Raw genomic sequence first — 25,615 nt, forward strand, 5'->3', positions numbered from 1 at the left:
AATAAAGGTCTTTATATGAAAAAATTATTTGGCGTTACAGTGGCAATGGTTACTCCGTTTGATTTGAACGATCAAGTGGATATTAAAGCGTTATCTGCATTGACTGAAATGTTAGTAACCAAGGGTGTCGATTGTCTTTATCCTTGTGGTACAACGGGCGAGATGTTGCGTTTATCCGCATTAGAACGTAAAAATGTTGCAAAAACCGTTGTCGAAACAGCGAATAAACGTTTACCTGTTTTTATTCATGTTGGTGCAATGACATTAAATGAAACCATTGAGTTAGCCAAACACGCAGTTGAAATTGGTGCTGATGGTATTGGTGTGGTAACGCCACAATTTTTTGGTGCGACAGACAGAGAATTAGAAAACTATTTTGTGACAGTGGCAAACAGCGTACCGGATAATTTCCCTGTTTACCTGTATAACATTCCACAATGTGCCGCAAATAATATAAAGCCTGAATTAGCGGCAAGAGTACAACAACAGTGTAAAAATGTAATTGGTATTAAATACAGTTTTGCTGATAACAATACAACATTAAGTTACCTTGCTGTTGCAGAGGGTTTTTCAGTTCTTCACGGTTACGACAAATTATTCTTAGGATTATTAGATGCAGGTTGTGATGGTACAGTTTCAGGTTGTGCTTGCGTATTCCCTGAGCCATTTGTGAATATGTATAAAGCCTATATCGCAGGTCATTATCAAGAAGCGAAACACTGGCAACAATTTTGTGTGAAATTTAGTGATGCACTTAAGTCTGGTGCGAATATGGCAATATTTAAATCAGCATTAACTATGCGTGGTTTAGATGGTGGTCATATGCGTTTGCCACAACTTGATTTATTGTCTGAAGAAAATCAACAATTAAAAGAAAATCTAACCCAATTATGTAAACAAGCAGGTATCACTTTTTCACTTAATTAAAATAGTGGTCAAATAAACGTCCCCGTTATTTTAGCTAATTGGTTGTATGTTGATCCTTTTAAGCAGTATAGGCTTTTCTATACTGCTTTTTTAATATCAAAATATACATAAGGTGCAATGGTTTATTGTGCTAAAAAGTGGCCATATTGCGCGATATCGACATTACCGCCGCTGATAATAATACCAATTTTCTTACCTTTTAATTTATCACCGAATTGACGAGCTGCCGCTAAACTTAAACAACCCGTTGGCTCTACAATCATTTTCATTCGCTGAGCGTAAAACTGCATAGCCGAAATTAACTCTTCATCTGTTGCAGTTAAAATATCATCCACATTGTTACGAATGATCTCAAAAGTATAATTGCCTAGATGCTGAGTTTGTGCGCCGTCTGCAATTGTTTTCGGAGTATCAATATGAATGATTTCGCCTTTGCGTAATGATTGTTGTCCGTCATTTCCGGCTAAAGGTTCAACGCCAAATATTTTACAATCTGGTGAGAGGGCTTTGGTTGATAATAAAGAGCCAGAAAGTAATCCACCACCACCTAATGGAACAAATAGCATATCTAATTCACCAATTTCATCAAACAGCTCTTTGGCAGCAGTACCTTGTCCCGCAATAATATGAGGGTGATCGTAAGGTGGAATTAATGTTAGACCTTCTTTTTGTGCTAATTGTTGCCCAATTTTTTCACGATCTTCAGTATAACGATTATAAGTGATCACACGACCACCATAGCCTTTTGTTGCGTCCATTTTTGCCTTTGGTGCATCTTCAGGCATGATAATTGTTGCAGGAATACCTAATAACTTCGCCGATAAGGCAATTGCCTGAGCATGATTACCTGATGAGAAAGTCACAACACCATTTTTACGTTGTTGATCATTAAATTGAGATAATGCATTCATCGCACCACGAAATTTAAATGCACCCATTCGTTGAAAGTTTTCACATTTAAAATAAAATTGCGCCCCTGTTAGCTCATTTATCGTACGAGAGGTTAAAACAGGTGTTTTATTAAGATAAGGCAGAATACGTTGATGAGCTTGTGCAACATCTTTATAGGTAGGAGTAGGCAACTTATTCATGAGATTGCTCCTTGATCACCACGGCTTCAATTTCAATTTTGCTTCCAAAGTGCAGTTCTTTTACACCTGCGACTAATCTTGCTGGTCTGTGTTCACCAATCCATTTTGCATATAGCTCATTAACAATAGGCCACTCGTTAATATCTGTCACATAGACTTTAATTTGAGCAACATCGGTTTTCTTTGCATTAATTCCGAGAAGACAAGCATTTAAGTTTTCAAGCACTTGTGTGATTTGGACTTCAACGGGTTTGTCTGCCAATGGATTACCTTGTTTATCTAAGGGCAATAACCCAGAAACAAACGACATATTATTTGCAGTAACAACATGAGAGTAATGCCCACCAGGAGATGAGAGAGCATCAATATTTTGTAGTGTAAGATGTGAGGTCATTGTGGTTTCCTATTTCACTTAAGTTAGATAAAATGTATACTTATTTATACACAATGTCTAACTTTAGATCAATAGTTTACTTTTCACAAAATGCCAGAGTATATCCCGAATAAAACGGAGGATGAGTTAATTCATTTTTGGAAGTAGCAAATTTTCTTTGTGCTATTTCTTTAATCGCTTCTTTTATTTTAGAAAAATCAACTTTATTTTCATTACCGGATAAAAAATTGTAGATATTTCCAGCCAATAAACAATAAATCTCGTATTTTAAATATGAATTATCAGAAATTCCCAAATCATCTATTGCTTTTACGACTTCAGGGATATTTTGTAAATGCTGGATCATTGTACTTTGAGCTGCATTTTTATCTAAATCCAACTTAAATTGGTTAGAGATTAAAAAAAATAAAATTTGTTTCGCCTCCTTATTCACAATAATTTTGTTATCGTGGTATAAATTATCAATTGCCCGATGAATTATTGAAGAAGGGAGAATTTTCTTTTCATTTCTCCACCAACCTAAAATATCGCTATCTACCTTCTTATAAGCTTTATTTAGTAATTCCATTGATTTTACTTGATTTTTTATATCAACCCTATAAGAAGATATTTCTTCTGGTGTATAAAAATCTCGTATTTTTGATATTAACTCTTTACTGATTTTTGCAATATCGACGGTAATCTCTTTCTTTTTATCACAATTAGCTATGGAGATGTCTAAATAGGTATTTTTAATATTTTTGATATTATTTAAAAAATTCCCATAAGTATTTAATGGTTCTTTATCATTAACTTTATTCTGTTTGTTATTTACAATTACAAATTTTGCTAAAATATTTTTCATAAAAATTCCTTTTGTCATTAAAAGGAATTTTGACAGAATAAAAAATAAGTTCTTTCATAAATAAAACCGATGGATTTAATAAAAAAGAGATGAAAATATATCACCTCTTTTGTTTCTTATATGACATTAAAAATAAGGTTTAATAAGAGCAACGCGTTATTTTCCAGGCTGTATAAATGGCTATTAAGGGCGCTAATGCTAAAAATAAGAATAGAGCAGATGCAGAAGAAGAGAGTCCTTCAGGAGTACCACTATTAAAGCCATTTAAATTGACTATCATACCTGCAAATGCAGAGCCTAGAGCGGTTGCAAACAGTTGTACGGTTGTAATAGAGGCACCAGCAATATCTTTATCTTGTGTGGAAGCTGCTTGTAATATACGTGTTAATAGGTGAGGCCAACCAAAACCAATGCCATAGCCCACTAAGAACAAGGCAAATAAAATAATAAAAAGACTAACCGCGTTTTCTGATCCCAGTAGTGGGTTTGGAATAACAAAAGCCAACACAAGTAAACCGATAAAAACAATAATAGGGCCGCTCAAAATACTAAAACGCATTTTAGCGCCTTGCCAACTTGCGCTAATTACTTCAGCAACTGTCCAGCCTAATGCCATTAATGCACTCATATAACCTGAAGCTAAAGGCGTTTGCATATGTAAGCTTTGTAGATAATAAGGGACAAAGATCTCACAAGTCATGCCAATCGCTAATAACGAAATAGTTAAATACAAAAGTGCATGTAAAGAGAGACCTTTAAACGTATTAGTGGGTAGCAACCGAACGCTAAGGCGTTTCTCACAAAAAATAAGCACACCAATTAAACCAAACACCACTACGATACTCAGCAAATTAATGGTAAGTGAGGAAGAAAGGCTACCAGATGAAATAAGCAGAACTGCGGCTGTTAAAATGATTAACTGAAGATAAGGCAAGCTTTGTGATGTTGATTTTGGAGCGTCACTGTCATTCTTTGGTAAGATAAACCACAGATAAATACCATAAAAAAACATGATAGGTAACATAATACCAAAGGCATAACGCCAAGCATCTAATTGAGCAAAAATACCACCAATAGCAGGACCAATTAGTGTAGCAACACCCCACATACCTGAAATTAATGCCATTGCTCTTGGCCATAATGCTTGATCGTAAACGATATTCACCATGGCGTAAGAAAGGGCAAATAAAAGCCCACCGCCAAGGCCTTGAACAAATCGACCAATAAGCATGACTTCCATTTTAGGTGCTATTGCACATAACAAACTGCCAATAAAAAATAATACCGTACCGGCTAAATATGCGCCTTTAGCACCTAATAAATTAAGTAAGCGAGCAGACAATACTGAGCCAATAATTGAAGCAGCTACAAATAGCGTAGTATTCCATGCATATAATCCCATTCCACCAATATCTGTTACAACAGAAGGCAAAATAGTGGTTGCCATTAAAATATTAATCGCGTGGATCACGACACCAAAAGAGAGGGCAAAGGAGATTGCACCATTCCGCCCTGAAAAGAGATCACGCCATTGGCTATTATTATTTGGGTGCATTAGAAAAAATATCCTTCTTTTATTGCTATTACGACATAGCTTCGTTAAATTACCAAGATAAAACTTGGATAAATAAATACTGAGACGCTTAATATGTCAAGAAAAAACTTGGAATATAATTATCCTGCGCAACGTACTGTTGGCGATAAAATTCTATTTTTAATTAAAAAACATGGACCTATGCAAGCAAATGAAATTGGGCAACGTCTTGGTACAAGTAGTGAAGCAGCAAGACAACAATTTGTAAAACTTGCTAATGCAGGATTTGTTGAAGCGATTACCGAGCCAAAAGGTGTTGGAAGACCTATTCAATATTGGCATTTAACCGAATTAGGGCAGAAACAATTTCCTGATACCCATGCTGAATTAACCGCTCAGATTTTACTAACTATTCGTGAAGAATTGGGTGAAAGTGCTATCGAAAAAATTATTTTAGCACGAAAGAAACAGAGTTATCAGCGCTACACACAAGCAATAAAAGATGCGGATGAACTCACAGAACGTTTAGATATTTTAGCCACACTGCGTAGCCAAGAGGGTTATATGGCACATTGGGAGCAAGTAAAAGATAACGAATATCTTTTTATTGAAGATCATTGCCCAATTTGTGCAGCAGCTAAAGTATGCCAAGGTTTTTGTAATACGGAAAAAGAGCTATTTTCTGAAACACTAGGGGTAGAACTACAACGTGTTGAATATATTTTAGAAGGCGCAAGACGTTGTGCCTACCGTATTAAAATCTAATTTTATTAAGACTTAAACAATAAAAGCAAAAACCGCGCAATAAAGCGCGGTTACTGTTCTGTCCTTAGAAATTTAGCTTAGTTTTTACAATGTAATCGCAGAAGCTTTCCAAATTCTTTGCATATATTCTGTTACTGCACGATCCGCAGAGAAATAGCCCATTTGGCAAATATTTAACGCAGATTTTTTCAACCAAGCCTCTTCATCTTGATAAAGCACATCAACACTATCTTGCGTATCAACATAGCTACGATAATCGGCTAATACCTGATAATGATCGCCAAACTCAATTAAGCTATCGAAAATTGATTTGTATTTATCAGGGCAAGTTGGATTAAAGAAGCCATTAGCGATTTGGTTAAGCGCAGTGTGTAATTCGATATCTTCATCATAATAACGACGAGGGGAATAACGCTGTCTTAACTCTGCCACTTCTTGCGCATTGTGACCAAAGATAAACATATTATCAAAACCAACATGCTCACCAATTTCAATATTAGCACCGTCAAGTGTACCGATAGTTAATGCGCCATTTAGGGCAAATTTCATATTCCCTGTACCAGAAGCTTCTGTTCCTGCTAATGATATTTGCTCAGATAAATCTGCTGCGGGGATAATGTGTTGCGCTAAACTTACGCCGTAGTTAGGAATAAAGATCACTTTTAGTTTATCTTTAATACGCTCGTCATTATTAATCTTACAGGCAATATCGTTGATAAGATTGATAATTTTTTTCGCATTATAATAAGCTGATGCAGCTTTACCTCCAAAAATAAATACGCGAGGCACCCAGTTTTTCTCTGGATTTTCTAAAATGCGATTATAACGAGTGATAATGCCTAACACATTGAGAAGTTGGCGTTTATATTCATGAATACGCTTGATTTGTACATCAAACAGCGCATCAGGATTAATATCAATATTTAAATCTTCCTTAATGATCTGCGCAAGATTTTGTTTATTGATACGTTTTGAATCTTTTAATTGGTGCAAGAAATTTTTATCTTTCACCAATGGCATTAATTCACCTAATTGCTCTAAATTGGTTCGCCAATTTGTACCAATATGGCTATCAATTGCATTAGAGAGAGAAGGGTTTGCTAATGCCAACCAACGGCGTGGTGTGATCCCATTGGTGATATTGCAGAATTTCTTAGGATAGATCATCGCAAAATCAGCAAATAAAGATTGCACCATTAATTGGCTATGAAGTTCAGAAACACCATTAACTTGATGACTAATAATAACCGCTAACCATGCCATACGAACATTACGGCCATTCTCTTCATCAATAATAGAAACACGACGTAATAAGTCGTTATCGTTAGGGAACTGGGCTCTAACTTGTTTCAAGAATTTATCATTGATTTGGAAGATGATTTGTAAATGGCGAGGAAGTGAACGACCAAGCATATCAACAGGCCAAGTCTCTAATGCTTCACCCATTAATGTATGGTTGGTGTATGAGAATATATGAATGGTTTGTTCCCATGCTTCATCCCAGCTAAATCCATGATTATCAATTAGCTGACGCATTAACTCAGGAATGGCAAGAACAGGGTGAGTATCATTAAGATGAATTGCAATAAAATCTTTTAGATTATCAAAGCGTTGATGCAGATGATAATGGCGTTGCAAAATATCTTGAACAGAAGCACTTACTAAGAAATATTCTTGTTGTAAACGCAACATTTTACCTGATGTTGTTGAATCATCAGGGTAGAGAATACGAGAGATATTTTCAGAGCGATCTTTTGCTTCTGTTGCCTCTAGGTATTCACCTTTATTAAATTTACCTAAGTTAAACGCCACATTTGATTTAGCTGACCATAAACGAATGGTATCTGTCGCTTGTGTGTTATAACCCGGAACAATAGAATCATAAGGTTGTGCCATCACATTGAAGGTATCAACCCAATAATTTTTCTCGCCTTCTTGCTGTAAACGCCCGCCAAAATCTACTTCAAATTGCAAATCATGACGAGGAAATTCCCAAGGATTACCTTTTTCAAGCCAGTTATCCGCAACTTCATGTTGTTCGCCATTTTGAATTTGCTGGCGGAACATTCCGTATTCATAACGGATACCATAACCTGTAACGGGATAACCTAATGTGGCACAAGAATCAAGGAAGCAAGCAGCCAAACGGCCTAAACCACCATTACCTAAACCAGGATCGGGCTCAAGTTCGATTTGTTTTTCAAGATCAAGACCTAACTCTTTTAATGCCTCTTTAACTTCGTGATAAACACCTAAAGAGAGCATGGCATTGGTTAAAAAACGCCCCATAAGAAATTCCATCGAAATGTAATAAACCTGTTTTACTTTCGGTGAAAGCTCCGCTTTGGTTGATTTTAACCAGCGTTCAACTAAACGGTCTCTAATGGCGTAAGAGGTTGCATTTAACCAATCTGTTGGTGTTGCATATTTTGGCGACGTACCAACGATAAACATTAGTTTATAAACAATAGAACGCTTTAATGATTCAATATCCTTATCAGGTGATAAATAATCAAATTCACATAAATTTTTCATTATAAATCTCTTTTTGTTATTCACTGGCTCAAATAGACCTCATGTCTATAAATGTTGATACAGTGTCGCATACGTTTTTGCAGCGGTTTCCCAACTAAAAATAGTTTGATTCATGCCATCAGTTTGAGCTTGTTGCCACTGTTTAGGCATACTCCATAAGGTAAAGGCACGATTAATAGCCTGACGCAAAGAGTCTGGTGTCGCTTCATAGAAAACAAAACCCGTAGCTTGGTGATGTGCTAAATTTTCTAATGAACAATCATTAACCGTATCGGCTAATCCGCCTGTGTGTCTCACTAAAGGTAGAGCGCCATATTTCAAGCCATATAACTGAGTTAATCCACAAGGTTCAAAACGACTAGGCACCATAATCACATCAGCACCTGCGACAACTTGGTGTGAAAAACTTTCGTCATAACCAATATGAACTGCTACATTTTGCGGATATTGTTGTTGTGCGTGTAAAAATGCCGCTTCAAGGTGACTATCGCCAGTACCTAATAAAACAAACTGGCCACCTTGTTCAACGATATCAGGAAGCGTTTCAATGACTAAATCGAGCCCTTTTTGCGAAGTTAAACGACTGACAGCTGCAAAAAGAGAAGCAGTATTGTTGACAGGTAAACCACATTTTTTCTGTAATGCGGTTTTATTTTCTAAACGTTTATTCAGGTTTTTAACATCATAACGACGTGTAATTAAGCTATCTGTTGCAGGGTCCCAAACTGCCTCATCAACGCCATTTAAAATGCCACTTAATCGCTGTTCATAAGCACGTTGACGTAATAATCCCTCTAAACCGTAACCAAACTCTTGAGTGGTTATCTCTTTGGCATAAGTTGGGCTGACTGTCGTAATGTGGTTAGCATAAAAAAGACCTGCTTTTAGGAATGAAATTTGTCCGTAATATTCCAGTCCATTAATTGAAAAACTGTAATCAGGTAATTCAAGTTGATGCAGATGATAAGGTGAGAACTCACCTTTATAAGCCAGATTATGAACAGTAAAAACAGATTTTGCTGAATAATGTTTAACTGCTAAATAAGCACAAGCAAGCCCTGCGTGCCAATCATGGGAGTGAACAACATCAGCTCGCCATAAAGGATCTAACCCTGCTGATAATTCGCTTGCTACCCAACCTAATAAGGCAAAACGAAAAACATTATCACCATAAGGATGCTGATGTTGATCGTGATAAGGGCTACCAGTACGTTGATAAAGATGAGGTGCATCAATAAGATAAATATCAACACCTTGGTATTGTCCATAAAGCAGAGAAACATTACCGGCAAAGGTATCGATATTAGTCACTAATTTGAGATCAGGAATATTATCTTTGATAGCAGGAAACGCGGGTATAACAACCCGCGCATCTAAACCTATCTTTTTCTGAGCTAAAGGCAAAGAGCCCATAACATCAGCTAATCCCCCTGTTTTTAGCAGAGGGAATAATTCAGAACAACAGTGAAGGACATTCACGAAAAAGCCTCCTCATTTTGAGGTTTTTGTTCTGCATTTGTTTTAGTCGGATTTTCTTTTTCATTACGTGCGAGTTGCTCAAGCATTTCTCTTGTTACCAGCACGATACCTTCTTCAGTACGGTGGAAACGTGCAGCATCTTCTTCTGCATTCATCCCAATAACAGTACCTTCTGGAATAGTACAACTACGCTCAATAATGCAGCGTTTTAAGTAGCAGTGATGGCTCACTGTCACATCAGGTAAAATCACGGAATCTTCGATATGACAGAAAGATTCAACGCGAACTAATGGGAATAAGATAGATGAATAGAGCGTTGAGCCATTGATAATACAACCGTCAGCAATTAACGAGTTCATCATCTGCCCATGTTCACCATGATTATCTTGGACAAATTTAGCTGGCGGTAACGGTGTCATAAAGGTGCGTATTGGCCAGTCTTTTGCATACATATCAAGCTCTGGTGTTACAGAGGCTAAGTCGAGGTTAGCAGACCAATATGCTTCAATGGTTCCTACATCACGCCAGTATGGTGGTACTGAAGGATCTGAACTGACACAAGAGAGTTCAAATGGGTGAGCAAGAACATCACCACGTTCAGTGATTTTAGGAATGATATCTTGACCAAAGTCATGGTGTGAGTTTGGATCACGGCTATCTTCTTCTAATAAATCAAAGAGATAATCTCTATCAACCACATAAATACCCATACTTGCTAATGAATGATCAGGATCATCAGGAATACAAGGTGGGTTTGATGGTTTTTCTAAGAAATTGAGCACTCGACGATTTTCATCGATATCCATAATACCGAATTGGAATGCATCTTCTTTAGGAACACGAATACAAGCTACGGTGAATTTTGATTTGTTTTCAACGTGATCAAGTAATAAACGGGCATAGTTCATTTTATAAATATGGTCGCCAGCTAAAATAACGACATATTTTGCTTTGTAGCTACGAAGAATATCGAGGTTTTGATAGATAGCGTCAGCTGTACCCATATACCAATGTTCGGTATTACGACGTTGCTGAGCAGGTAATAAATCAACAAACTCATTCATATCTTCGTTGAAGAATGACCAACCACGCTGAATATGTTGAACTAAAGAGTGCGATTGATATTGGGTAATTACACCAATACGACGTATCCCTGAGTTAAGACAGTTTGATAGCGTAAAGTCGATAATTCGAAATTTCCCACCAAAGAAAACCGCCGGTTTTGCACGTTTTGAAGTCAATGCTTTTAAGCGTGTACCACGACCTCCCGCTAAAACGAGTGCAATTGCCTCTTTAGGAAGTTGTTGTGCCAACATTAATTTTTGGCCTTGTTCTGTTGTCATCATAGTTATAGCACTCCAATCAAATTACTTAACTTGGGAGGAAATAATGGGTAATTTTTCAGTAGAAGACTGAGTATAAAAAACGCTATTTCGCCAAAGGGTGATACTGTTAGGTTGTATTTCACAATGCTCAGATTGTGTTGGGTGACAATCAGGCCAGCTAGCCGTATCAAGCAAGCAAGACCAAGACCCTTCAGGTAAAGAAAAAACAGCGCTGTTTCTTAATGGGTTAAACATTAAGATCCATTGTTGCGCTAAAAGAAGTTGTAATGGTGAAGGTGGAAGTTGTTGCCAATCTTCATGACTCATAGGTTGAGCATTCTGATTTAACCAAATGACATTTTGGCTATCTTCTTCCCACCATTTAAGCGAACTTAAAGGTGTAATTTGGTGACGTAATTCAATAAGGTGGCGAATGTAATCAGTTAAGTTGTAAGGCTGTTGAAACCATTTGATCCAACTGACTTTATTATCCTGACAATAAGCGTTGTTATTACCATATTGCGTATTACCCACTTCATCACCGGCGAGTAAATGAGGTGTTCCTCTAGAAAGCAGTAGCGTTGCTAGCATGTTCCTTGTTGCAAGCAATCTGTATTGACTTATTTTTTCGTTAACTATCAAACCTTCTTCACCAAAATTCACACTGTAATTGGTGTTATGTCCATCTAGGTTTGATTCTCCATTCTCCTCGTTATGTTTATTCTGATAACTCACTAAATCCCGTAGTGTAAAGCCGTCGTGGCTAGTTATCATATTGACGCTAGAATAGGGAGGTCTGCCATTTTTGTGGTATAGCTTTGCAGAGCCTGTAATATTGTCTGCAAATGTCGCGATTGAGACATCTCGCCATAACCAAAAACGACGAATAACATCGCGATAACCATCATTCCACTCTGTAAATGGAACAGGAAAATTACCGACTTGATAACCATCAGAGCCTAAGTCCCAAGGCTCTGCGATAAGTTTAATACGTGACAATAGCGGATCTTGTCGAATAGCCGTCAATAGTGGCGATTGCGTATCAAAATAAGGAACTCGACCAAGGCTTGTCGCCAAATCAAAACGAAAACCATCAATATGAAATTCTGTCACCCAATAACGCAGGCAATCCATAACCCACTGCACCGTTTCAGGGCGACTTAAATTGAGTGTATTACCACAACCCGTCCAATTTTGAGCTTTATTTTCGTCGTTTAGCCAATAATAGCTTTGGTTATCAATACCACGTTGCGAAACAATATAACCTTCGAATTGATCACTTAGTTCCGCAGTATGGTTAAACACCACATCTAAAATCACTTCAATATTGGCTTTATGTAGGCTTCTTACAGCTTCTCGAAATTCATCAATAATATTGCGACCTGAATTAGAATAATATTGAGTCGATAAAGCGAAAGGCGCTAATACGTTATAACCCCAATAGTTTTTTAAACCGATTTTATGAAGATGTGGCTCTGTTAAATGATATTGAACAGGCAATAACTCTAATGCCGTAATGCCTAGTTTTTTTAGATGTGAAATAAAAGCAGGGTGCCCTAATGCTGCATAAGTGCCCCGCAATTTTTCGGGTATTTCAAGATGCAGCTTTGTCAGTCCTTTTACATGTCCTTCGTAAATAATGGTTTCTGACCACGGTGTATTTAAACGCTGATAAGTGCCTTTTTCTTTATAAGAATGGCAAAAACAGCCGCTATCATCGGTGATAACTGCTTTAGGTGTAATCGCACTATCATCATGCTCTAATGCATTAAAAACAGGGGAGGTGTAAGGTAATGTATTATCAACAATACCCGTCACCTGTTTTGCATAAGGATCTAATAATAGTTGCTGAGGTTGATAGAACAATCCTTGTTCTGGGATCCATTCACCTTCTACACGATAACCATAATGTAAACCGGGCCCTGCACCAGGCAAATACCCATGCCAAATTGAGCCAGTTTTACCCGGTAATGGGTAGCGAATCTCTTTGCCTGCTTTATCAAACAGGCAAAGAATGACTTTAGTGGCATTTTCACTAAAGAGTGTAAAATTTACTCCATAGCCATCATAATGACTGCCCATAGGAAAAGGGCGACCATAGTCTAAAGACATATTAATCCTTCAATCTTAAATACAGCGTTGCAAGTGGGGGTAATGACAATGACAAGGAATGAGGCTTGCCATTAAATGCACTTGCGGTCGTCTCTATTTCACCTAAATTTCCTACATTACTGCCGTTATAAAATTCAGAATCACTGTTGAGAATTTCTTGATAAGCACCAGCTTTATTTACACCGACAACGTAATTGTGATGAACAACAGGCGTGAAATTACTGATAACAATAATTTCATTGCCTTGTGCATCTTTACGGCAAAAAGCAAAGACGGAGTTATCGTGATCATCAACGGTAAGCCACTCAAAGCCTTCGCGTTCAAAATCACATTCATAAAGCGGAGCATTAGCTCGATAGGAAAGATTCAAATCTCGTACAAAGTGTTGAACACCTAGGTGTGGACTATTAGGCTCTTCAAGAAGGTGCCAATCTAAGCTACTGTCATGGTTCCATTCACGCCACTGTGCAAATTCACATCCCATAAATAGCAGTTTTTTGCCGGGATAAGCCCACATAAAGCCAAGATATGCACGTAAATTGGCAAATTTTTGCCAATCATCACCTACCATGCGACCGATCAACGAACCTTTACCATGCACAAATTCATCATGAGAAAGAGGCAAAACAAAGTTTTCGTTATAGGCATAGAGCATGCCAAAGGTCATTTGATTATGATGATATTTACGATAGATAGGATCACGTTGCATATAAGCTAACGTGTCATGCATCCAACCCATATTCCATTTGTAATTAAAACCTAAACCACCATCATCAGGCGGTAAGGTAACACCCGGAAAATCGGTAGATTCTTCTGCAATTGTGATTGTACCGGGACAAGTTGTACCCAATAATTTGTTGGTGTGACGAATAAAATCAATGGCTTCTAGATTTTCACGTCCACCATGTTTATTTGGGATCCATTCGCCTTCTTTTCGGCTGTAATCACGATAAAGCATTGAGGCAACAGCATCGAAACGGAAACCATCAAGCGCAAAATGTTCATGCCAATACAATAAATTACCGGAAAGGTAATTCAGTACTTCATTACGCCCATAGTTATAAATCAAGGTATTCCAATCAGGATGAAAGCCTTCACGTCTATCTGCATATTCATAGAGTGATGTGCCATCAAAATTACGTAAACCGTAATCATCTTCAGGGAAATGACCGGGAACCCAATCTAAAATGACTTTAATTTCAGCTTGATGTGCCGCTTCAATAAAGTCACGGAAGTCCATAGGAGAGCCAAAGCGACGAGTTGGTGAATATAACCCTAACGGTTGATATCCCCATGAACCATCAAAAGGATGTTCATTAATAGGGAGCAACTCAATATGAGTAAAACCCATCTCTTTAACGTATGGAATTAACTGTTTAGCTAATTCGCGATAACTTAACCAGCTTTGATCATCAGTATGTCTACGCCATGAACCTAGATGAACTTCATAAATAGACATAGGAGCATTGCGTTGATTCGCTTGCTGACGCGATAGTGGCATCGGTTTGATTGGTGGTAATGTATTGATAATTGATGCAGTTTCAGGGCGTATCTGTGTTTCAAAAGCATAAGGATCAGCTTTTAATCGACGTTCACCATTCGCATCAAGAATAGAATATTTATAGCAATCACCAAGATGAGCCTGTGGAAGGAAAAGCTCCCATATTCCACTTTCACGACGTAATCGCATTGGAAAACGTCTTTCATCCCAGAATGAGAAATCGCCTACAACACTTACACTTTTTGCGTTAGGTGCCCATACAGCAAAAGTAATACCATCAATATCACCCAGTTTTGCAGGGTGCGCGCCTAAACATTGGTAAGGGCGGGAGTGATGGCCTTGAGCTAAAAACCAAATATCCATTTCTTGCAATAAAATGCCAAATTGATAGGGATCATCAACGACACCTTGTGCATTTTCCCACGTTACATCTAAACAGTAACTAAAACGACGTTTACGTCGAGGGATAGCGCCACAGAAAAAACCACTAGGATGCTTACGCTCTAGTGTTGCTACATTTCGACCGTTTTTTCTATCGATGACACTGACTGCAACTGCATCTGGTAAAAAAGCACGAACCTCTAAACCTGCCGATGTTTCATGCATACCAAGAAGTGCAAAAGGATCAGACTCATACCCATTAATTAGTTTTTCTATTGCTTTTTTTGTCACAGCTACAGACATCTTATCGTCCTTCGTTGCCAGCAAATAAATTAATAAATTTTATATATAAATATCAGCATAGAACGTTAATTTAAGTTAAACAATAAGTGTTTATAACAGATTATTTAAAATCAAAATAATTTATATAGGTTAATGTACTTATTTATTAATTTTAATGGATTGAATTTAAATGAATTAAATAGATTGAGTAGAGGAAGATCGCGAATTATAAAAACAGCACGATTAGCGTTTTTACCTATTCATAAAAAGAAGATTATCATTAGATATTTTTAATTAAACAGCTAGCAATTAGTTTTAAAAAGTGTAATTAATAAGATTGGAATCGCTATTTTTATGAAAAATAATCGCTTATTTCATTAGTAAAATTAACTTTTTTTCTGGGTAAGCCATTGTTCAAAATCAAGATGTGTTTTGGTTTTTTGTACACCTAATGGCGTTAAAGCGTAATAACTTATCGGTGCAATTTGGATATTTGGAAATAACACTTTTAAAGCACCGTTATTTATTTCATTCGATAAAATCGAAACAGGACCAATGCCAAGACCTAACCCTTCAATAATAGCTTGCAGCGAAATATGAAAATGATCAAAGCGATAGTGACGCGAGAATGACAACTGCGTATTGAGATGAGTCGCGTTTAACCATTGTTGCCAATGCCCGGGACGAGTAAGCGTATCGATAACAGGGCAGTCAAAAACATCTTCAAATTTAGTGACGCTGTAACGTTTTAAGAATTTTTCAGAAGCAATCAAACAATGTTTATCCTCTAAAAAAACAACAGATGAATACTCTTGTTGCTGAGGTTGAGGGCGAATAATCAGATCATCATGACTAATCAAATGAAATCGCTCGCTATTTGCAGACGCAATTTGGATATTTGCATTAGGATATTGAAGATAAAAATCCTCCATTCGAGGAATAAGCCATTTTAAACAAAGTGTTGTAGGAACACTGATGTTTAAAATATCGTTTTTTCCGCCATTACCATACCGAAAACCAATATCATTTAATTTATCAAAAACTTCACTTAATTCTTGCGCCAGCGTCAATGCGTAGGGGGTGGGAACTCGACGTAAACCTTGTTTATTAAATAAAGTGACGCCAAACCATTTTTCTATAACTTGGATATGACGACTAATCGCACCATGAGTGACACATAATGTTTGTGCGGCTTCAGTGTAACTTTGGCTATGACAAGCGACTAAGAAAGCACGTAATGAAGGCAATGGAGGAAGATTTCTCATCATAATTTTCTCGCTATAGTTTACGCATCATAAATAAAACGGGCTTTCTGATTAAAACTCACAATACCGTGACATTTTATCACAGGTAAAAATAAAGAAGGCAGGTATGATACAGCGTCTTTAACTTATTGAACTTAAAGGATGATAATGAGTTTTATCGCGGTTATTTTATTGGCAGTATTTTCTGGCGTGATCAGTGGCGTTGTAGGAACGGGCTCTTCTATTTTATTAATCCCAGCGCTGACCTATGTTTTTGGCGCAAAGGAAGCTGTACCTATTATGGCGTTAGCTTCAGTGATGGGAAATTTATCGCGTATTTATTTATGGCGTCACAGTATTCGCTTTAAACCACTATTTTATTATCTGTTACCCGGTATTCCTGCCGTTGTTCTTGGCGCTAATACATTATGGATAATGCCAGAGAAATGGCTAAATATTGGTATGGGAATGTTTTTTATATTGATGATCCCCGTGATCCACTTATTACGTAAACATCAAATCAAAATGAAAACTTACCAAGTTATTATTGCTGGCGCGGTTATCGGCTATTTAACGGGTGTTGTATTTTCCACAGGGCCATTAACTATTCCTATATTTTCTGCATATGGTCTGACATTAGGCCCATTACTTGCAACGGAAGCTGCCGCTTCATTTGTTATTTATCTCACTAAAGCCTTAACTTTTAGCCAACTAGGTGCGGTTAATAGCTTTATCTTAATTAGCGGGGCATTAGTGGGTTGTGGTTTAACAGCAGGAAATTATCTTGGTAAAAAACTGGTATTAAAACTGACACCAAAACTTTTTCAATGGTTGTTAGATGCTATGCTGATTTTTGCTGGTGGCTCACTGCTTTTTAATGGCATTTATTCTTAATGAAAATGGCTGTATTAACAGCCTTTACTCTAATTATTATCTGATAAATAAGGTATTAATAAAGTTTGTGAAATATCAGCAAATGGCAGTAACTCATTAACGGAAGCTCCCGCTCTTGCTCTCAAAGAAATTGAATGTAAAAGAGCAACTACACCCAATGCAATGGTGTGTACATCTGTTCCTTTTTTTAATTCACCTGTCTCTAATGCTGCTTGTAAGGCATCTTCAACTTGCTGAGTTTGTGCGTTAATGACTAGATTTAACATCCTTTTTATCGCTGGATCTTCAACTTCAGTCACCGCCGTTGAAAGCACCATACAGCCGGTTAATCCTTCGCTATCAGTATAAAAATGGATAGCTGAAATCAGATAACGCTTTACTCTTTCGGTCACTTTATCTTGAGTGGATTGTTTCTCAAGTTCATGACGATAACGCGTGGAAGCAATATGATTAAAGCGTTCAATCGCTTTTTCATACAATGCCGCTTTGTTACCAAATGCAGCATACAGGCTAGGCTTATTCATTTGCGTTTCAATGACTAAGTCATCCATAGATGTTGCTGTAAATCCTTTACGCCAAAATAATGCCATTATTTTTTCAAGTGCAGCATCACTATCATAGCGGCGAGGACGACCTTTCTTTTGCATTTTGTACCATTTAGTAAGAAATGTATTTACTCAGTATAAAACAAATGTCATTATTTTACTAACCAGTACAAAATAGGAAAATAAAATGAATCATAATGAAATGCTGTATGGAAAGAATATGCCTTCAATCATTAAGCTTGTTGAAGAAGGGCGTAAGCAACAAGCCAAACCTCTCAAAGTCGGTATCTTTGTTTGCCCCGGTTTTATGCCTATGGATATTAATGGTGCTCAATCGGTATTTACTATTGCAAGCGCAGAAATCTATTTTATTTGGAAAAAGAAAGAGTTAGTCGAAGGCTATATAGGCTGGGCAACAATGCCAACTATGACTTTTGATGAGTGTCCGAATGATCTTGATGTATTAGTGGTTGGAATGGTGCCACCAGAGATTGTCGAGGATGAAGAGACATTGGCATTCTTCACCAAAATGGGGAATAAAGCCCGTTATGTTATTGGTACATGTTATGGCTCTTTAGTTTTGGGTGCGGCTGGATTATTAAAAGGTAAAAGAGCAACCAGTAATTCCAATGTCGTTCCGATGTTACCTGATATGGGTGCCATAGCAGTAGAAGGAAGTGATGTTGTTATTGATGGCAATATTTATACCTCAGGGCCAGCAACTGGCTCATTCGATGCTTCATTATTAGTATTAGAACAATTGTTAGGCACACCTTTTGCTCAATTAGTTGAATTAGCAATTGAGTATGATCCTCGTCCTCCTTTCGGTACAGGTTCACCTGCTTTAGCAGGACCTGAAATGACCGCTATTTCACAAAGCTTAACCGCTAATTTAAATGCTCAATTTCATCAAGCCGCACTTAATGGACTTAAAAAACACCGCTAATTTAAGTTAATTAACGTTAGAATAAGGAAATAAATATTGATATTTACCTAAACTGTTTTATTTCAATTTCGGAGTATTACAATGACAGAATACGAAAAAATGGTATCAGGCAATCTTTATCATGCAAGTAAAGATGATAGTTTAGAACCACTTAGAGTAAAAGCGCGTGAAATTATTTATGATTTTAATATGACGCGTCCTTCTGACGTTGAAAAGAGAAAGGTATATTTAAAACAGCTTTTAGGAAAAACAGGCAATAATTTCACTATTGAGCCACCATTTCATTGTGACTATGGCCAGTTAATTGAAATTGGCGAAGCGTTTTACGCTAATTTTAATTTAACGATATTAGATTGTGCATCTGTAAAAATTGGACACAATGTGATGTGTGCGCCTAATGTCAGCATTTTAACTGCAACTCATCCGATTGATCCTGAAATACGCAACAGTGAACTTGAATATGCATTACCTATTACTATCGGCAATTCGGTATGGTTAGGTGCCGGATGTATTATTTTACCCGGTGTAACTATTGGTGATAATTGCGTTATCGGTGCGGGAAGTGTAGTAACAAAATCTATTCCGGCTAATTGCGTTGCTGTTGGCAATCCTTGTCGTGTGTTAAGACAAATTAGCGATAAAGATAAACAAGATGCTGAGAAAAGGCTTAGCCTTTATTAATATAAAAAAATAGGCTCAACAAACATGATTGAGCCTATTCATATAGCTGCTTTTATTCTTTAATAAAGCTGAGATAGTTAAAGAGCGATTTAAAACCAAATTTACGGTATAGCGCTAAACCATCAGCTGATGCATCTAAGAAGCAACGTTCAACGCCTTGTTCACGGCAAAACTCCAAAACATGCTTAATTAAATGTGTCGCATAACCATTACCTTGATAGGCAATATCTGTCCCAATATCATCAAAACGCGCTAATTTATCGTGTAGTGTTAACGTTAATGAAGAAACCGGCTGACCATCAACTAATAACGCGTAATGGAAGATAGCAGCGCCATTATCTAACGCTTTCTGGTGATAACGAATATACTCATTAACAATCGTATCATCACTATCATCTCCCACTGGGAATGCCGTTTTTAATGGATGAGCCCACTGTTCAAGGTTGTGATTGGTTAAAATAATATCGCAAGGATTATTTTTATAAGAAGGGAATACCGCTTCTGATAATGTTAAATACATTGCGGTTGTCATACCATCACCAGTATAACCTGCATTTTTTATTATCACTTCAAATTCAGGTAGTAATGATTCTGGTAATACCAAAATATGATCTTTTTTCTGCGATGTAAAAAGGGTACTGGCTTGCTGGAATGAGCTTTCTGTTGCGCCTTGGCGTAAATAAATAAAGTTAAAAATGGCAGCATCCATTGGTGTCATAAAGCAGTGAGTATGATCACCAATACGAATATTATTTTCACAAATTTCTGACCAAAAGGCTTTTTCTACTATTTTAAATTCTTTATACAGTTGTGCATCCATAATGGTTCTCTAGCTGAATCGTGATACGCGGTAAGGCGTTAATAGAGGTTCCGCTTTTTTGTAAATAAGTTCTTGTGCAACTAATTCACATAATAAAGGTGACAACGTCACGGCAGCGTGCATAGTAACAAGATATAATCCCTGATAAGGAGATATTTCTCCAATAATTGGCATTTCATCTTTAGGCATAGGTCTTTCACCAACAGCGACCTGTTTTATTGTTAGTTTACCTGTTTGTGTAAAATTATCATAAAAAGTCGCTTGTGCATGGCATGCAATACGCTCAGGGTGATGTTCATCACTATTATCAATGTAATCTTCAGCTGCAATAATCTCATTTTGAGCAAAGTGGCGTAACTCCATCTCTGGTGTGGAGATAATGCAAGGTAAAAAAGGGCGTTCTGCATCCGTCATTAATTTGAGTAAAATACTTGGCGATGAATATAACGGTAAATCAATACCTTTTTCAGATAACAACGCTAAAGCACCAACACCCGCTGTTAAAATAACATGGTCAGCATGCATTTTAGCTTTCGTTGTTTCTACGCCGATAATGCGATCTCCATCTTCTAATAAGTGAATAACTTCGGTATTAGCGTAGTATTTCACACCCATCTCTTGAGCTTGTTGTAATAACACTTTAATGACGAGAAGAGGATCGACAGCACCTTCATCACTCGCAAATGCAGCTAATTCAGGTGCTTGAGATAATTGAGGTACTTTATGAAGTAATTGTTCTTTATTTAATGCTTGAACATTAAAACCCGCTTGATGATGTGATTGAATAAATTGAGCAGTTTCTTTATCAGATGACATCCAACTTATAGCACCAGACCAATCAATATTCAGTTGTCCTTGTGTCTTTTTATCCAACTCTCGCCAACAATGAATAGCCTTAGCCCGTAATTGCTGATAAGCATCAGGACGACCGTAAGAGACATTTAGCCAAGCAAACGAGGCACTTGTTGCTCCGAGCCCAGCATTCGCTTTATCTAATAAGATAATCTGCATGTTACTCATTTTCGCAAGATACCAAGCTTGCATGACACCAACAATACCAGCACCAACAATAATAATTTTCTGTTGCGATTTTTGAGGTAACGATGAGGTATTTAAATCCATTTTATTCTCTTAAACTGTAATCAGGAGTAAGGGTGCTTCTTATGCTAAAAATAAAAAGCAATATAGAATAATGGTTTTAGTAAATATAATCTTTTTTATTCTCTCGCTTTTCGTGCTCATTAACTTACTAAATATGAATAAAAAGACTTATTTTTCATGAAATTAATAAATGAGACTGTTTTAATTTTAAAAGTAACATATCGCTCAAGATCACAAAAAGAATAATGAACTATAACACAAAACAAACAATAGGCTATTGCATCTAAATTTAAACCATAATGTAGTTTATAATTCTGTAAAAAATGATTTTTAGTAGATGTTAAATCTGTATAATTTTTAATTTCAGCATCATACTATAACGCACATTCAAACTGGTTTTTTAATCTAAAATTAAACATAATAAAAGACTTACAAGCTGCTTTTGTTACCAAAAGGCAGAGTAATTAACTTATCTTTATTAAGTATAAAGATTATTGTTTTACAAAAAAATTATTGTGGATATGATAGCTCACATATTCAGCATGTTATTTTTTTAAAAAAGGCGTCGTATGTTAGAAAGTATCGGTATTTCAAATATTTGGACATACCTTTTAGGCGTTATTTTTATTACTTTAGTACCAGGTCCAAACTCGATTTTCGTCCTTACTTCCAGTGCGAAGCATGGCGTAAAAGGGGGGTATAAAGCCGCTCTTGGTGTTTTTACGGGTGATGCATTATTAATCTTTTTGGCATTTTTGGGGGTTGCTTCATTAGTCAAGACTTCACCCGTCTTCTTTATTGTCATTAAATATGCCGGTGCTCTTTACTTAACCTATTTAGGGCTGAAAACGTTATATACAACGTTCCAAAAGAAAAAAGAGACTCCAGAGCAAGTATCTGAAGTAACAATAAAAGCAAAAGATGGTCTTTATGTTAAGGCGTTATTTTTGAGTATGCTTAACCCAAAAATGATCATTTTTTATGTTTCTTTTTTCATTCAGTTTATCGATCCTAAATATGAAAATGCAGGTGTTCCATTCTTTGTATTAGGTGCGATTTTAGAAACATGCAGTATGCTTTATTTATCAGTTCTTATTTTTGGCGGTGTTGCTATTACCAATAAAGTAAAACATAACAAACGATTAGCTTCATTATCAAATAGTTGTATTGGTGCAGTGTTCTTACTTTTTGGTGCTAAACTGGCATTAACTGCATAATTTTTATCTAAACTAAAAAGCCACTTTTGTGAACTGGGTGCAGTTCATTGAAAGTGGCTTTTTTTTGCGACAAATAAATGGCTATCTCTATCCCAATAGATTATTTAATAACAATTTCTAATATTGAGTTGTAGGTTTCTGTTTTAATCACTTTATTAATTTTTAAATCCGCTTGATCTAATAATTTAATAAACTCTTCTTCAGTACGCTCCCCTGATTCAGGGAATGCACACATACAGAGGAGATCCATATATTTAGCCATATCAGGTACATTCTTTTTAAAAATAACCGGCTCAATAACAAGTATTTTTGAATTAGGTTTCATTGCGTTGCGGAAGTTTTTAAAAATTTTAATAACACTTTCATCATCCCAATCATGGATAATATATTTAATCAAATAAATATCAGATTCGGGATACTCTCCAAATAAATCTCCTGATACTAAATTCCAGCGACTGTCATCATTTAATTCAGTCAACAACGTTCTTTCCAACACATGAGGCCTATCGAATAATTGTCCCTTTAAAGTCGGATTTTCTTTTAATACATTTAATAATAATCCACCTAATCCACCGGCAATATCTGTAATAGTTACATTTTCAGGGAATTCATAATGTTTAATAATAAAATAATTTTCTATCTTTGAAAGTGAGCTCATACCTGATTGAAAATCATGATCTTTTCTTACATTATCTTGCCAGTATTGATAAAAACTTATGCCATAAAGATTTTCAAAGGCAGGATTTCCTCGCACAGACTCAGTGATATCACCGACAGGTCCCCACAGTGTCTCATTTGTCAGCATTAAAATAGCATCACGTAAGCTATATTTATGATCACTTAATAAAAAATCGCCCATAGGAGTTAGTGAATAACTTTGATTTTCTAATTCATAAAATATTTTCTCAGAGGCTAGCATTCTTAATATTCTATTTAATGCAGATGGTGACGAATTTGTTTTTTCTGCTAATTCATCAATATTTTTAGAGCCATTTTTTAATAAATCCGCGATATTTAATTTGACTGCAACTCTTAATGCAGCAGGAATAGTAAAGCTCATTGCTTTCTTCATTACTGCCAGCGCGTCAGCTTTGTTTTGTAAATTAAGTGTATAATTTTTCATATTAAATCCTGTAATTACAGAATAACTAAGAATTGACCTAAGTAAAAAATCAAGTAAAGTATAGGTGGTAATTTCAATTTAGTATTTTTATATTTCGATAACATTTATTATTAAATATAAAATTATAATTTTTAAATGTGATGATGTTTTTAATTGACTAATTTTTGCTAAAAAAATTAATTAATCTTTTTTGCTAAATATTACCTATGATAAAAAATAGAAAGTTCAGAAAAAAGCAAGAAATGGAGTGCGTAGTACGCTTATTTTCACGTTATACTGACATAAATATTCTATTTAAATTAAGTTAACTTATGCACTTTCAGTATGGCGAAACAGAGATAAACACATTAAAGAAACGCGATAAGCGCTTAGCTGAACTTATTGAAAGAATGGGAGAAATCAAACGCCCATTAACACCCGATCTATTTACAGCATTAGTTAAAAACATTATTGAACAACAAATTTCGGTTTCTGCTGCCATAACCGTTAATCAACGGTTGCTCAAATTATGTGAAGGTATTTACACACCAGAACGCATTGCAAAACTATCAGAGCAAGAGATACAGCAGTGTGGTATGACAATGCGTAAAGCCGGTTATATTATCGGTATTGCTGAAGCCGTCATTTCAGGAAAATTAAATTTAAATAAAATCCCTGATATGACAGATAAAGAGGTTATTGATACTTTAATTCAATTAAAAGGTATTGGGGTTTGGACTGCCGAAATGTTATTAATTTCTTCGCTTAATCGCCCAGATATTTTAAGTTGGGGAGATTTGGCTATTCAACGCGGGATTATGCGTCTTTATCGTCATAAAACATTAGATAAAGCACGCTTTGATCGTTACCGCAAACGCTATTCACCCTATGGTTCTACGGCATCGCTTTATTTATGGGCATTATCTAAAGAGCCAGAATAATTGAGCAATAAACGGAGTTCTTTGTTCATTATGTCTGCCGATAATAGCCATAATCCCGCATTTAAAGGACTACCATAATGGAAAATAAACATAATCAACTTATTGAGCAAGCCTGCCGTTTTATTGAAAAAAATAACGGTGACGTGTCGCTTACCTGTATTGCAGAGCATGTTATGGCAAGCCCGTATCATTTTCATCGCTTATTTAAATCAACGATGGGGATCACGCCAAAAGATTATGCTAATGCTTATCGTCAAAAATTAATAAAAAAAGCGTTAGTTCAAGATGGCAGTATTACAGATGCGATTTATCAATCAGGCTTCAATGCTAATAGCCGTTTCTATGAGAATGCAACAGCAATATTAGGAATGACACCAACAAATTGGCGTACAGGTGGTAAGAATATTGCTATCTTTTTTGCTATTGCTCAGTGCTCCTTGGGAAGTATTCTTGTGGCGCAAAGTGAAAAGGGGATTTGCGCCATTATGTTAGGGGATGATGCCGAGCTATTATTAGAAGATTTGCAAAAACAATTTCCTCTGGCTGAATTAATTGGCGCAAATGAGGAATTTGAGCAAGTCATAGCACAAGTCATCGGCTTTATTGAATTACCCAAACAACCCTTATCTTTACCTCTTGATATCCAAGGTACCGTATTTCAACAAAAAGTTTGGCAGGCATTATTAGATATTCCTTTTGGAAGTACAATGACTTACCAAGAGATTGCCGATAAAATTGGAGCACCCAAGGCATATCGCGCAGTCGCTAATGCCTGTGCAGCTAATAAGCTTGCAGTTGCTATTCCATGCCATCGTGTTATTAGACAAAATGGTGAATTATCAGGTTATCGTTGGGGGATTGAACGTAAGGCTAGGTTGCTTCAGACAGAGGCATTAAATAACTCACCAACGGACAAAAAAGAATAAAATATAGTTATTGCATGATAAGATAATC

At 36.4% G+C, this 25,615-nt stretch carries 22 protein-coding genes; 8 read left to right on the forward strand and 14 right to left on the reverse strand.

Annotated features, from left to right (window positions below):
- The first annotated feature begins 15 nt into the window (after positions 1–15).
- The gene (locus tag ABN236_RS13545; RefSeq protein ID WP_349474216.1) at positions 16–927 is read left to right on the forward strand and encodes a dihydrodipicolinate synthase family protein; all 912 of its coding nucleotides are present in this window, start codon (positions 16–18) and stop codon (positions 925–927) included.
- A gap of 122 nt (positions 928–1,049) precedes the next feature.
- On the opposite strand, the gene ABN236_RS13550 is transcribed toward ABN236_RS13545, so the two are convergent.
- The 4 genes from ABN236_RS13550 to ABN236_RS13565 form a co-directional block, all read right to left on the reverse strand.
- Positions 1,050–2,018 carry a threo-3-hydroxy-L-aspartate ammonia-lyase gene (locus ABN236_RS13550; RefSeq protein ID WP_349474217.1) on the reverse strand — a complete coding sequence of 323 codons (969 nt, stop codon included), beginning with the start codon at positions 2,016–2,018 and terminating at the stop codon, positions 1,050–1,052.
- Positions 2,011–2,412 carry a RidA family protein gene (locus ABN236_RS13555; protein WP_349474218.1) on the reverse strand — a complete coding sequence of 134 codons (402 nt, stop codon included), beginning with the start codon at positions 2,410–2,412 and terminating at the stop codon, positions 2,011–2,013. Before ABN236_RS13555 ends, ABN236_RS13550 begins: the two co-directional genes overlap by 8 nt.
- Before the next feature lie 76 nt (positions 2,413–2,488).
- Complete coding sequence (locus tag ABN236_RS13560) at positions 2,489–3,256, reverse strand: type III secrection system effector, WxxxE family (protein ID WP_349474219.1); 768 nt, start codon at positions 3,254–3,256, stop codon at positions 2,489–2,491.
- 139 nt (positions 3,257–3,395) lie between these two features.
- Positions 3,396–4,811 carry an MFS transporter gene (locus ABN236_RS13565; protein WP_349474220.1) on the reverse strand — a complete coding sequence of 472 codons (1,416 nt, stop codon included), beginning with the start codon at positions 4,809–4,811 and terminating at the stop codon, positions 3,396–3,398.
- Between the two features lie 93 nt (positions 4,812–4,904).
- On the opposite strand from ABN236_RS13565, the gene ABN236_RS13570 reads away from it, so the two are divergent.
- Positions 4,905–5,555 carry a helix-turn-helix transcriptional regulator gene (locus ABN236_RS13570; protein WP_088495552.1) on the forward strand — a complete coding sequence of 217 codons (651 nt, stop codon included), beginning with the start codon at positions 4,905–4,907 and terminating at the stop codon, positions 5,553–5,555.
- 84 nt (positions 5,556–5,639) lie between these two features.
- Here ABN236_RS13570 and glgP read toward each other — a convergent pair whose 3' ends face one another.
- The 6 genes from glgP to ABN236_RS13600 all read right to left on the reverse strand — a co-directional run bounded on the left by glgP (position 5,640) and on the right by ABN236_RS13600 (position 16,438).
- Positions 5,640–8,090, reverse strand: coding sequence for a glycogen/starch/alpha-glucan family phosphorylase (gene glgP / locus ABN236_RS13575; RefSeq protein WP_194952531.1), 2,451 nt, complete (start codon positions 8,088–8,090; stop codon positions 5,640–5,642).
- 45 nt (positions 8,091–8,135) lie between these two features.
- Positions 8,136–9,569: a glycogen synthase GlgA gene (glgA, locus tag ABN236_RS13580; RefSeq protein ID WP_349474221.1), complete on the reverse strand. Its 1,434-nt coding sequence runs from the start codon at positions 9,567–9,569 to the stop codon at positions 8,136–8,138.
- On the reverse strand, positions 9,566–10,915 hold the full coding sequence (gene glgC, locus ABN236_RS13585) for a glucose-1-phosphate adenylyltransferase (RefSeq protein WP_194952530.1): 1,350 nt from the start codon (positions 10,913–10,915) through the stop codon (positions 9,566–9,568). Before glgC ends, glgA begins: the two co-directional genes overlap by 4 nt.
- 21 nt (positions 10,916–10,936) lie before the next feature.
- Complete coding sequence (gene glgX / locus ABN236_RS13590) at positions 10,937–13,006, reverse strand: glycogen debranching protein GlgX (protein WP_349474222.1); 2,070 nt, start codon at positions 13,004–13,006, stop codon at positions 10,937–10,939.
- 1 nt (position 13,007) lies between these two features.
- A complete protein-coding gene (gene glgB, locus ABN236_RS13595; RefSeq protein ID WP_349474223.1) occupies positions 13,008–15,191 on the reverse strand; it encodes a 1,4-alpha-glucan branching protein GlgB in 2,184 nt (727 codons plus the stop codon).
- Between the two features lie 365 nt (positions 15,192–15,556).
- The gene (locus ABN236_RS13600; RefSeq protein WP_349474224.1) at positions 15,557–16,438 is read right to left on the reverse strand and encodes a LysR substrate-binding domain-containing protein; all 882 of its coding nucleotides are present in this window, start codon (positions 16,436–16,438) and stop codon (positions 15,557–15,559) included.
- Between the two features lie 144 nt (positions 16,439–16,582).
- Here ABN236_RS13600 and ABN236_RS13605 point away from each other — a divergent pair, with 144 nt between their 5' ends.
- Positions 16,583–17,308, forward strand: a complete 726-nt coding sequence (locus tag ABN236_RS13605; protein WP_349474225.1) for a sulfite exporter TauE/SafE family protein — start codon at positions 16,583–16,585, stop codon at positions 17,306–17,308.
- Positions 17,309–17,337: 29 nt separating this feature from the next.
- Here the strand turns inward: ABN236_RS13605 and ABN236_RS13610 are convergent, their stop codons facing one another.
- The gene (locus ABN236_RS13610; protein ID WP_349474226.1) at positions 17,338–17,955 is read right to left on the reverse strand and encodes a TetR/AcrR family transcriptional regulator; all 618 of its coding nucleotides are present in this window, start codon (positions 17,953–17,955) and stop codon (positions 17,338–17,340) included.
- 85 nt (positions 17,956–18,040) lie between these two features.
- Here ABN236_RS13610 and ABN236_RS13615 point away from each other — a divergent pair, with 85 nt between their 5' ends.
- Together ABN236_RS13615 and ABN236_RS13620 are read left to right on the forward strand one after the other, a co-directional pair.
- On the forward strand, positions 18,041–18,799 hold the full coding sequence (locus ABN236_RS13615) for a DJ-1/PfpI family protein (RefSeq protein WP_270753211.1): 759 nt from the start codon (positions 18,041–18,043) through the stop codon (positions 18,797–18,799).
- Positions 18,800–18,880: 81 nt separating this feature from the next.
- Entirely contained in the window at positions 18,881–19,480 is a 600-nt protein-coding gene (locus ABN236_RS13620; protein ID WP_349474227.1) for a sugar O-acetyltransferase, read from the forward strand.
- Between the two features lie 52 nt (positions 19,481–19,532).
- On the opposite strand, the gene ABN236_RS13625 is transcribed toward ABN236_RS13620, so the two are convergent.
- A complete protein-coding gene (locus ABN236_RS13625; RefSeq protein WP_311754832.1) occupies positions 19,533–20,300 on the reverse strand; it encodes a GNAT family N-acetyltransferase in 768 nt (255 codons plus the stop codon).
- A 9-nt stretch (positions 20,301–20,309) separates the two neighbouring features.
- Positions 20,310–21,422 (reverse strand): NAD(P)/FAD-dependent oxidoreductase, encoded by a 1,113-nt coding sequence (locus ABN236_RS13630; protein WP_349474228.1) that lies wholly within the window; start codon positions 21,420–21,422, stop codon positions 20,310–20,312.
- 548 nt (positions 21,423–21,970) lie between these two features.
- Between ABN236_RS13630 and leuE the strand changes: the two genes are divergently transcribed.
- Positions 21,971–22,618 (forward strand): leucine efflux protein LeuE, encoded by a 648-nt coding sequence (leuE, locus tag ABN236_RS13635; protein ID WP_088495565.1) that lies wholly within the window; start codon positions 21,971–21,973, stop codon positions 22,616–22,618.
- A gap of 100 nt (positions 22,619–22,718) precedes the next feature.
- Here leuE and ABN236_RS13640 read toward each other — a convergent pair whose 3' ends face one another.
- On the reverse strand, positions 22,719–23,741 hold the full coding sequence (locus ABN236_RS13640; RefSeq protein WP_349474229.1) for a methyltransferase: 1,023 nt from the start codon (positions 23,739–23,741) through the stop codon (positions 22,719–22,721).
- 311 nt (positions 23,742–24,052) lie between these two features.
- On the opposite strand from ABN236_RS13640, the gene ABN236_RS13645 reads away from it, so the two are divergent.
- Complete coding sequence (locus tag ABN236_RS13645) at positions 24,053–24,661, forward strand: DNA-3-methyladenine glycosylase family protein (RefSeq protein ID WP_088495566.1); 609 nt, start codon at positions 24,053–24,055, stop codon at positions 24,659–24,661.
- Between the two features lie 77 nt (positions 24,662–24,738).
- Positions 24,739–25,587 carry a bifunctional DNA-binding transcriptional regulator/O6-methylguanine-DNA methyltransferase Ada gene (gene ada / locus ABN236_RS13650; protein ID WP_088495567.1) on the forward strand — a complete coding sequence of 283 codons (849 nt, stop codon included), beginning with the start codon at positions 24,739–24,741 and terminating at the stop codon, positions 25,585–25,587.
- Positions 25,588–25,615 lie beyond the last annotated feature (28 nt).

Origin of the sequence: Proteus sp. fly-1013 (assembly GCF_040140245.1) — a bacterium.
Taxonomy (GTDB): domain Bacteria; phylum Pseudomonadota; class Gammaproteobacteria; order Enterobacterales; family Enterobacteriaceae; genus Proteus; species Proteus mirabilis_B.